Genomic DNA, 10,356 nt, shown 5'->3' with positions numbered 1-10,356 from the left:
CTCTGGCTCTGGCTCTGGCTCTACAAGATTATCGTTCTCGTCAGCCCGAGCAACAATATTTTCTGCACTCTCATCTGTTTTAATTTCATCATCAGATGCTTCAGCCGCCATCTGTTCATTAATGGCAGCAATCTCTGCTTCAGTATCAATACCAGCATCAGGATCCGAAAGCAGAGACTCTAAGTAATCAAAAACTAATTTTTGGACGCCCTGAACTTCACCTAAATCGGCAGTATCTTTTTTAGATTCGCTCATAAAACCTCCTGTTTTTGACGTTCAAGGAGTGAGCGTAATAAACGCGCATAAGAATGAACCCCTCGACTACTAGAATCCATTACAGAAGGTACCATTCCCTGAATACTCGCATTACGAAATTTAGTATCAACAGGTATGACGGCATTTGATATCTCATTGGGATACTTATGATGCAGTTCACGTAAACTACTTACAGAGGCCTGCGTCCGACGATCATAAAAAGTTGGAATAATAGTGAAAGAGATTTTCTTACTTCGCGCTCTATTTATCATATTAATCGTGCGAACCATTCTTTCTAGACCCTTAAGTGCTAGAAATTCTGTTTGCACCGGCACTAACAGATGATGACAAGCTGCTAATGCATTCACCATCAACACACCTAAAACAGGAGGACTATCAATCAATACATAATCATAACGATCTTTTACTTCGGCTAACGCCTTAGCCACCTGTAATCCCATACCCTGATCACCGATCGCTTTACGCTCAAGCGTTGCCATAGCAGTAGACGCTGGAATTAATTCAATACGCTCATGACTACTTTTTAGCAATAAACGAGTGACATCATCCCGCTTTATCTTGCTATTACCTGTAAACAGGTCATAAACGCTATCTTCAAGCTCATCAGGGTCATATCCAAAATAACTAGTTAATGAACCATGAGGATCAAGATCAATCAACAATACTCGGTAACCGACTTCTGCCAATAGACCCGCGACAGTAACAACCGTCGTCGTTTTGCCGACCCCACCTTTTTGATTGGCTACAGACCATACATGCATTTAATTATCTTCCTGCTGCGAAGGCTCAGGCTCAGCTCGTCTGAACAAGACCCCCCCATCACCGGTTTCAACCTGTTCAATGACAGGTATAATTTCTTTATCTGGATTCGATAGCACAGTAGAAACTGCATCCGCACTAACCTGCTGGCTACCGAACGAAGAGACCGTTCGTCGCACTTTTTCATCTCGCGACACAACAATCAGTACCCTTCGATTCAATCTTTGCCCTTCAGCGGTTCGATTACTATACGCCGGCTGAAATTCCCCATAACCGACAGCCGCCATGCGCTCAGGTTCCACACCAAAATAAGCTAGCAGCCTAACTACTGCTGCTGCACGCGCTGAAGAAAGCTCCCAATTAGATGGAAAAGCATCCGTGGATATCTGTTGATTATCGGTAAACCCTTCCACATGTATTGGGTTTTCACGCCCCTTTAGCATTTGGGCAATTTGTTCAAGAAGCTCATCGGCAACAATATTAGGTAACGCACCTCCCGAGGGAAATAAATAATTAGACCTCAATTCAATTGAGAGCCATAAATCATTACCCGTTACTTTAATTTGCCCATCATTAATCAGTTTAGCAAAGCTCACTTCCATCTCTTCTTGTAGAGCTTTTAATGCATGTGTTTCTTCCTGATCTGGAGGAGAAATTGTAACCTCAGGAACATCTATATCTGTCTTACCACCGATAAAAATCCCAAAACCACTATTACTTTGCCCACCAACAGTATTGATTCCAGCATCCACTACTCGATCAGCCCCCATAAACACACCGGAGAGAGCCTCAGTTAGATGTTTATATTTATCTTCGTTCACAGAGGATATGGCATACATAACCACAAAAAAAGCAAACAGCAGAGTTATAAAATCTGCATAGGAAATAACCCAGCGATCACTTCTCGGGCCATCATCTATCTGTTGTCTACGAGGCATAGGCTACCTCAAATACCCTTGTAGTCTTTGCTGAATAGCTTTGGGGTTCTGACCTTCAGCAATAGACATTAAACCATCTAAAACCATCTCTTGGTGTTGATAACGCATCAAAACTAAACTTTTAATTTTATTTGCTACAGGTAAGAAAAAAAGGTTCGCGATACCAATACCGTATATTGTAGCAACAAATGCGGTCGCAATGCCGGCACCCAAACCTTCGGGGTCTGAGAGATTACTCATCACGTGTATTAACCCAAGAACAGCGCCAATAATACCTAAAGTTGGAGCATAACCGCCCATGCTTTCAATGACCTTAGCGCCTTGAAGGTCTCGCTGTTCCAGCGTAATTAGCTCGACCTCAAGCGTACTCCGAATCACGTCAGCACCTTTACCGTCAACCAACAATAACAGTCCTGATTTAACAAAGAGCTCATCTTCTTTTTCAACTTCAGCTTCTAGCGCCAATAAGCCTTTTCTGCGTGCAATCACACACCAGTTAACAATTTTATCAATAGTTTTAGACAGGTCTTGTTGGTTATTACCGAATGCCCAGCCTAAAAGCTTAAAAGACCTTAGCAGATCCTGTCTCGGCGACTGAATGATCGCAGCAGCCAGTGTTCCGCAAATAACAATTGCCGCAGCAGGTAAGTTAAGGAGCTCCTGAAACTGCCCGCCTTCTAAATAATTTCCGCCAAGCACTGCGGCCAATGCCAAAAGCAAACCAATTATTGCCGTAAAATCCATCAATTAAGGCCTTTTATTACTTAACAAGGGAGCAAATTCACTTAAGTCTAGAATCTCATCCGCCAATCCTGCATTTACTACAGCTTGAGGCATGCCATAAATAGTACAGCTATCCTGATTTTGCGCCCAAATCGTAGCACCTTGCTGGCGCAATAATTTGGCACCATCACAACCATCAGCCCCCATTCCTGTCAGAATAATTGCTAACACTTTATTGCTAAAACTTTTTGCAGCCGATGCATAAGTGACATCGACACTAGGTTTATAAGTTAAACGCTCATCACCTGGCATTATTCGCACTTTGTCGCTGTGACGGGGATCTATAATCATCTGATGCCCACCCGGTGCCAACAATGCACGCCCTGGCATAAGTTTATCTCCGTCCTCAGCTTCTTTAACCGCTATATTACACTGCTGATTTAAGCGGGTAGCAAACACCGACGTAAATGTTTTCGGCATATGCTGAACAAGTAAAATGGGATGAGGAAAACTAGCGGGAAGCTGTGTCAGTATTTGCTGTAAAGCAGCGGGACCGCCGGTTGATGATCCAATCACCACAATTCGACAATCCGGCATTCCTTTTTTGCTATATGAACGTTGAGGGGGCGATGCAGGAGATTGCTTACGCTCTAAACTTGGACGATCAGATAAACGATCAGGCTTTTTAGCCACCTCAGATTTAATAGAGTCCTTGTGAAAGCGGCTCGGTTTAGTTGCTGAATTTTCAGAGCCAACGGATCTAGAAACAGATCGTTTCTCCGGCCTGAATACCATCGACTTGCTCGATGCACTCGAGTTAGAAGATGCAGTAAATGTACTACGTAAACGAGCATGCCTAGAACGTCCAAGCTCTACAACTTTATCCCTCAACTGCGTCTCTAATGAGCTAGAATGTTCCATCCAAGCGCGCATATCTTTTGACAGATAATCGAGGGCGCCTGCTTCCATCGCCTGCAAGGTGACCTGAGCCCCTTCGTGAGTTAACGATGAAAGCATCAAAATATTCGTGGGACATTCACGCATAATAACCCGAACCGCTTCAATGCCATTCATCTGAGGCATTTCCACATCCATAGTTATGAGGTCAGGTCGTAACTTCTTAGCCTGTTCTACAGCTTCTTTACCGTTTTGAGCCGTACCCACCACGTCGATACGACTATCTCCAGAGAGGAGATCGCTGATGCGATGCCTAAAAAAACCCGAATCATCAACAATCAAGACCTTAACTGGCATAAAAGATACTCTCCTTAGTAACTATCAAGAAGAGTAATATTTAAGCAGATTAGGTATATCAATGATCAAGGCTATTCGGCCGTCACCAGTAATGGTAGCGCCTGATAGACCAGGAGTACCATGCAAGATGGTACCTAACGGTTTAATTACTACCTCTTCTTGCCCGACTAGCTGATCAACAACAAAACCTACACGCTGAGTCCCCACGGTCACAATAACAACGTGCCCCTGTTCAGGTAGATCTGCGCCTTGCTGACCATCAATCAACCAACGTTTAAGGTGGAATAAAGGAAGAGCTTGGTCACGAACAATAATAACTTGTTGACCATCAACAACGTTAGTTTTGGTCAAATCCAAATTAAATATTTCGTTAACATTTACTAGCGGCAATGCGAAAGCTTGGTCTTCAAGGATAACCATCAGTGTTGGCATAATTGCCAACGTCAATGGAACCTGGATTGCTATACGCGATCCCTGCCCAATCACTGAATCGATACTTAGCGTACCATTCAACTGAGTAATTTTAGTTTTAACAACATCCATTCCGACGCCACGACCGGACACATCGGAAATTTCCTTCTTCGTTGAGAAGCCGGCAGCAAAGATCAGGTTGAAACACTCTTGTTCCGTGAGACGACGGGCAGCTTCTGCATCCATCATGCCTCGCTCAATGGCGAGCTCACGCAGTTTTTCTGCATCCATTCCAGCACCATCATCCTGAATTATCAACAGGATATGATCACCTTCTTGCTCTGCAGACAGCAATACATGACCTTCACTCGGTTTACCCGCAGCGGTACGTACAGCAGGTGCTTCAATACCATGATCAACCGCGTTACGCACTAAGTGAATCAATGGATCAGCTAGAGCTTCCACTAAGTTTTTATCTAAATCAGTTTCTTCTCCTCGTAACTCAAGACGAATTTCTTTCTTCAAGTTACGGGATAAATCTCTAATCAAACGAGGGAATCGGCCAAATACTTTCTTAACAGGCTGCATTCGGGTTTTCATGACCGACATCTGCAAATCTGCTGTTACCATATCGAGTGTGCCGAGAGCCTTAGCCATCTCCTCATCTTCTCGAGTCACACCCAAACGAACAAGGCGGTTTCGGACTAAAACTAACTCACCAACCATATTCATGATTTTATCGAGCAAACGGGTATCGACTCGAACATTACTTTCAGGCTGCGGCTTCGCTTGCTGATGAGCAGCCTTAACTGCATCGGCATTCGGGTCTTTTTTGGCTGGTTTTGCTGCTGGGGTCGGTGCTGGTGCAGCTGGCGTTTGTGCCGGGGCTACCACTTCAGGCGCAGCAACTGGAGCCACTTCAGCGTCAGGTTGAGGAGTAGCTTGTTCTGCAAAAGCCCCTTTACCTTGCGACTGTAATTCGTCTAATAACGCTTCAAATTCATCTTCTGTAATAAGATCTGCTGCGGGGGCTGACTCTTCTACTGCTGGCTGCTTAGTTTCACTGCCTGCTGCGGGACCCTTTCCAGGCCCATGTAGTTCATCAAGCAACGCATCAAATTCATCTTCTGTAATCAAACCATCATCTACCGGCTCTGCTGCAGGTGCAGGCTCTCCAAGATCGCCCAACAACATATCAAATTCATCAGATGACTGATCTGCTGAAGCGGGAGGAGCTACAGGAGCAGGAGCGGGTACAGGTGGAGCAACAGGTGCAGGCTCAGCAGGAGCAGCTGCCGCACCGCCGGTGGTACAAGCAATCAGTGCCTGTATTAACTGAGGGTCCGCTGGTTCTAATTCTTGACCACCTCGGACAGCTTCAAACATTACATTTACAGAATCTAAAGCCTGCAGCACTACGTCCATTAACTCTGGGGTTACTTTGATATCCCCATTACGCAGCATGTCAAAGAGGTTCTCAGCATTGTGACAGCAATCAACCATTGGCTCTAATTGCAAGAAACCTGCGCCACCTTTAACCGTATGGAAGCCTCGAAAAATAGCATTAAGCAGGTCACTGTCATCAGGACGCTGTTCCAGATCGACTAACTGCTCAGATAATTGCTCAAGAATCTCACCTGCTTCCACAAGAAAGTCTTCAAGAATTTCCTGATCCACTTCCAAACTCATATAGCGTTCCTCTTAAAAACCCAGGCTTGACAGCAAATCATCAACTTCATCTTGATTGCTGACAACATCAGCACTCTCTTTATTGATTTGCGGCCCTTCAGCCTGAATAGGATTCTTTTTATTAGTCTGCTGATCATCTGTACCAGAAAGTATTTCAACTCCTGACAGCCTTTCAACCTGCGCAGCCATCTCCATCAGCCCAACTAGATGTGTTTCCACATTAGTTACAAGGTTAATTACACGGCGAATCAACTGCCCTGTAATATCTTGGTAGCTTTGAGATACGACGATATCGGTCAGCTCTTCACGCAAAATACCGATCGTCTGTTCGGACTCTTCTTTAACTGCACATGTCCGATCATAAACACCATTGAGTGAGTCATGTTCCTTTTCTAATTGCCCCACTAATGATAATAAATCTTTGAAACGCTCACTTTGTGAATCTAGCTTATCCACTAAAGATAGCGCTTTATCCACACGATCCATTGTATCGTGCGCATTTTTTTCTGTTATTTCAATGACGTAATTCAATCGATCCGCAGCATCTGCATCCTCTTGAACAGGAGAACCATCATCAATTTCAAGACTGGAACCAAGTTCAGTCGAAAATGACTTGATTGCTTCATGCAAGCCGCGAGTGAGATGACCTACCTCACTAAAAAATGTCTGATGCCGAAACTCATGAAGTTCCTGAATGATTTCCATCGCATCAGAAAGCTTCCCTTCATTGAGGACAGAAACCAACTCCTGCGCCTTCAACTGCAGATCCATTTCGAAGTGTCCCATCCCTTTGCCTGTTCCTGAAATCATTAAAACCAACCCTTTCTCTGTTAACCTAGGCGCTCAAAGATCTTGTCAATCTTCTCTTTCAGCACAGCGGCCGTAAACGGCTTAACAACATACCCATTTACCCCAGCTTGAGCAGCAGCAATTATCTGCTCCTTCTTAGCCTCTGCAGTTACCATGAGAACGGGCATAGGAGCCAATTTAGGATCCGAACGAACCTCTTTTAACAGTTCAATGCCTGTCATACCTGGCATATTCCAATCTGTTACTAAGAAATCGATCCCACCTTGCTTTAAAATTGGCAAAGCGGTTTGCCCATCATCTGCTTCCTGAACATTTGTCATGCCCAAATCGCGTAGTAGGTTTTTAATAATTCGTCTCATCGTAGAAAAATCATCTACTACAAGAATCTTCATGTCTTTATTCAAGACGTGCCTCCCGTTAGAGCTGCGCAACCCGTTGAGTTTACGCTTAATTACCGCAATTACGTTGAGTCGGGTCAACCCTTTTTATTGCCATTCACTCAAACGTGAACGCAATCTAAGTGCTGCCTGACTATGAATCTGACTTACTCGAGATTCGCTTACACCCAAAACCTGGCCAATCTCTTTTAAATTTAACTCTTCATCATAATAGAGCGCTAATACCAATTTTTCTCGTTCTGGTAGATTATTTATAGCTCGACTTAGCGCTTTTAAAAATGATTCACGCTCAAAATTTTGATTTGGACCCGGATCATCATTAGCAAATGACTCCCCTGGACCCTCATGTTGAGGATTAATCATCTCCTCAAAACTAAATAATCGGCTATCTAAAGTATCTTTCAGTAAGTTATGGTATTCATCTACCGTGATATCCAGCTCTTTTGCGACGGATGAATCACTTGCATCACGTCCCGTACGAGCTTCAACCTTCTGAATGGCCTCGGTAACCCGACGACTATTACGATGAACAGAACGAGGCGTCCAATCCCCTCGGCGAACTTCATCAATGATGGAGCCACGAATGCGGATCCCTGCATAAGTTTCGAAACTAGCACCTTTAGCTGCATCATATTTCTTTGCAGCTTCAAGCAGACCGAGCATACCGGCCTGAATTAAATCATCCAATAATACTGTTGCTGGCAGCCGTGCCAACAGGTGATGAGCAATACGTTTAACTAGCGGCGCATACTGCTGAATTAACTCATCACTCGATTGTAATTGCAGCTGGTTGTACATACTGCCTCTTTATCAATCCGATGGGCGCGCTCCCTGTACAAGCCGCTCAACAAAAAACTCTAAATGACCTCTGGGAACAGTTTGCACTGGCCACCCATTTACTTTATTCGCTAACTGACGATATGCCAAGGAGACCTTGCTCTTTGGAAAAGCTTTTAAAACAGCCACTTGGCGCTGAACCGCCTTACGAACATTTTCATCATAAGGGATTGAACCCACATATTGAAGCGTCACATCAAGAAACCTGTCCGTAACCGTTAATAACTTACCAAACATACTCCTTCCTTCTGTATCCGTTCTCACCATATTGGCCAAAACGCGGAAGCGAGTCATTTTGTAATCACGATTTAACAACTTAATTAAAGCATAAGCATCGGTAATTGACGTAGGTTCATCACAAACTACGACTAAAACTTCTTGAGCAGCCTTCACAAAGCTAACAACAGAATCAGAGATACCGGCCGCCGTGTCAATAATTAACACATCAATATCGTCAGAAACTTCATTAAATGCATGAATTAACTCAGCATGCTCATGGGGTGATAGCGCCGTCATCTCCTGAGTACCAGAGCATGCAGGAACAATTTTTAGATTCTCCCCTACATCTAACATCACATCTTTTAAGCCGCATTCTCCGTTTAAAACATCCGATATATCTTTTTTAGGCCGCAACCCTAGCAATACATCCACATTAGCCAAACCTAAATCCGCATCCATCAAGACAGCACGATGTCCCAGATCCCCAAGCGCGAGTGCCAAATTAACTGACACATTGGTTTTACCCACCCCGCCTTTGCCGCCCGTTACAGCTATAACCTTAACGGGCTTATGTTGATTAACCATTAAATATCACCACTAACCCATTTTATAAGCTGCATCTAAAGCGGACACATTTTTCTCAGCTTCAATTGCCCTTTGCGCTGTAATTACAGCCCTACTTACCAATTCATTCTTCTTAGCAACGTCAATATCATCCGGTATCCGCTGCCCATCCGTCACATAAGTCACAGGCAGGCCCTTCTCAACTATGAGAGAAATAGCCTCACCTAAACTTCCGGACTCATCCATCTTACTTAAAACACATCCATTCAAACCCAATCGTTTGTACGCGTTATAAGCCTGCTCAACCACTCGTCGCTGACTACTGCAAGACACAACCAACAACTTTTTCAAGCGTAAAGAAACACCCTCAAGCATTTCAAGCTGAGCCTCACTATGAGGCTCCTGAGCATTTAAGCCCGCTGTATCAATCAATACCAGCCGTTTATTTCTTAAAGAATGCAGAACATCATCTAAACTATTTGTAGCATCAACCACGCGCACTGGCACATCGAGAATCCGCCCAAATGTACGTAATTGTTCATGCGCAGCGATTCTGAACGTATCAGTGGTAACCAGCGCCAAACTTGAGCTGCCATACTTTAAAACATAGCGTGCAGCCAGTTTACCAATCGTTGTTGTTTTACCTACACCGGTAGGACCAACAAAAGCGATCATCCCGCCCCGCTCAATAAAGTCCTCACCTAAAACCGGAATTGATTCAGACAACTTTGACAAAGCGCTCTTCCAAGCCTTATCTGGGGAAACTTGAACATCCATACTTGTAAGAAGATGAGAGGATAACTTTTCACTAACCCCCAATAGTTCTAACTTGCGCTGCACAGGTGGTTTACTATGAGCAGCCCCTCCCATTTGGGAAGTTGCGATCTGCTGGCTTAAAAGATTTTTTAACTGCGCTATTTCATCCTGCATAGAACGAATCATCTGATCATTCGCACCGCCAGAACTGGACGGCGGCATCGATAATTCATCCTGGAGATCAAGCCCCAAAGAATTCTCACCCAATGCGGAAGCATTGAGCGAATTCTGAAAAGCAACATTCGCTTTTTGCTTCTGCCGCTGCTTAAGTGAGGTAAGGATGGAACGCAAATCCTCATCGTCTGCATCTAGCTGACGATTAACCTTTCCTGCCATGTCAGAATTTTGACGACCCGTCTGATTTGCTTCAGCTATCTGCATTCTGGCTTTTTGCAGCTCACTCTCTAGATTACCGTCACGCCCTTTAGTGAGAACATCGATCTGGCCTTGACGCTTCTGAGTAACCTTCTTTTTCCGGGTAAATTCTTGCTGCGCAACTTCGTAGTCATTCTCATGAGCCGCAACAACCTCAACACCACCAGCAACACGATGATTGGACACAATAACTGCGTCGGGGCCGATTTCATCTCGGACCCTTCTCATCGCCTGCCTCATGTCAGGAGCAAAGAAACGTTTTACTTTCATATCCATTCCTTATCGGC

Annotated in this window: 11 protein-coding genes; all 11 read right to left on the bottom strand. The window is 44.4% G+C overall.

Annotated elements, in window-relative coordinates; all coding sequences use genetic code 11:
* On the bottom strand, window positions 1-255 hold a 255-nt coding region (locus B4K11_RS17840; RefSeq protein WP_292959487.1), incomplete at its 3' end, for a hypothetical protein.
* Window positions 252-1,037, bottom strand: coding sequence for a ParA family protein (locus B4K11_RS17835; protein WP_292956682.1), 786 nt, complete (start codon window positions 1,035-1,037; stop codon window positions 252-254). The genes B4K11_RS17835 and B4K11_RS17840, both read right to left, overlap by 4 nt.
* The gene (gene motD / locus B4K11_RS17830) at window positions 1,038-1,973 is read right to left on the bottom strand and encodes a flagellar motor protein MotD (protein ID WP_292956679.1); all 936 of its coding nucleotides are present in this window, start codon (window positions 1,971-1,973) and stop codon (window positions 1,038-1,040) included.
* Between the two features lie 3 nt (window positions 1,974-1,976).
* Complete coding sequence (locus B4K11_RS17825; protein WP_292956676.1) at window positions 1,977-2,717, bottom strand: flagellar motor protein; 741 nt, start codon at window positions 2,715-2,717, stop codon at window positions 1,977-1,979.
* Between the two features lie 3 nt (window positions 2,718-2,720).
* Window positions 2,721-3,950: a protein-glutamate methylesterase/protein-glutamine glutaminase gene (locus tag B4K11_RS17820; protein WP_292956673.1), complete on the bottom strand. Its 1,230-nt coding sequence runs from the start codon at window positions 3,948-3,950 to the stop codon at window positions 2,721-2,723.
* A 24-nt stretch (window positions 3,951-3,974) separates the two neighbouring features.
* Window positions 3,975-6,050 carry a chemotaxis protein CheA gene (locus tag B4K11_RS17815; RefSeq protein WP_292956670.1) on the bottom strand — a complete coding sequence of 692 codons (2,076 nt, stop codon included), beginning with the start codon at window positions 6,048-6,050 and terminating at the stop codon, window positions 3,975-3,977.
* 12 nt (window positions 6,051-6,062) lie between these two features.
* On the bottom strand, window positions 6,063-6,860 hold the full coding sequence (locus tag B4K11_RS17810; RefSeq protein WP_292956667.1) for a protein phosphatase CheZ: 798 nt from the start codon (window positions 6,858-6,860) through the stop codon (window positions 6,063-6,065).
* Window positions 6,861-6,880: 20 nt separating this feature from the next.
* Window positions 6,881-7,252, bottom strand: coding sequence for a chemotaxis response regulator CheY (gene cheY / locus B4K11_RS17805; protein WP_292956702.1), 372 nt, complete (start codon window positions 7,250-7,252; stop codon window positions 6,881-6,883).
* Window positions 7,253-7,345: 93 nt separating this feature from the next.
* A complete protein-coding gene (locus B4K11_RS17800) occupies window positions 7,346-8,056 on the bottom strand; it encodes an RNA polymerase sigma factor FliA (protein ID WP_292956664.1) in 711 nt (236 codons plus the stop codon).
* Between the two features lie 12 nt (window positions 8,057-8,068).
* The gene (locus tag B4K11_RS17795) at window positions 8,069-8,899 is read right to left on the bottom strand and encodes a MinD/ParA family protein (RefSeq protein ID WP_292956661.1); all 831 of its coding nucleotides are present in this window, start codon (window positions 8,897-8,899) and stop codon (window positions 8,069-8,071) included.
* A 12-nt stretch (window positions 8,900-8,911) separates the two neighbouring features.
* On the bottom strand, window positions 8,912-10,339 hold the full coding sequence (gene flhF, locus B4K11_RS17790; protein WP_292956659.1) for a flagellar biosynthesis protein FlhF: 1,428 nt from the start codon (window positions 10,337-10,339) through the stop codon (window positions 8,912-8,914).
* Window positions 10,340-10,356 lie beyond the last annotated feature (17 nt).

This window comes from Neptuniibacter sp. UBA6509 (assembly GCA_002435145.1).
In the GTDB taxonomy this organism is placed as follows: domain Bacteria; phylum Pseudomonadota; class Gammaproteobacteria; order Pseudomonadales; family Balneatricaceae; genus Neptuniibacter.
Note: the sequence above shows the minus strand (reverse complement) of the source record. Positions and strands in the feature narration are given on the sequence as shown.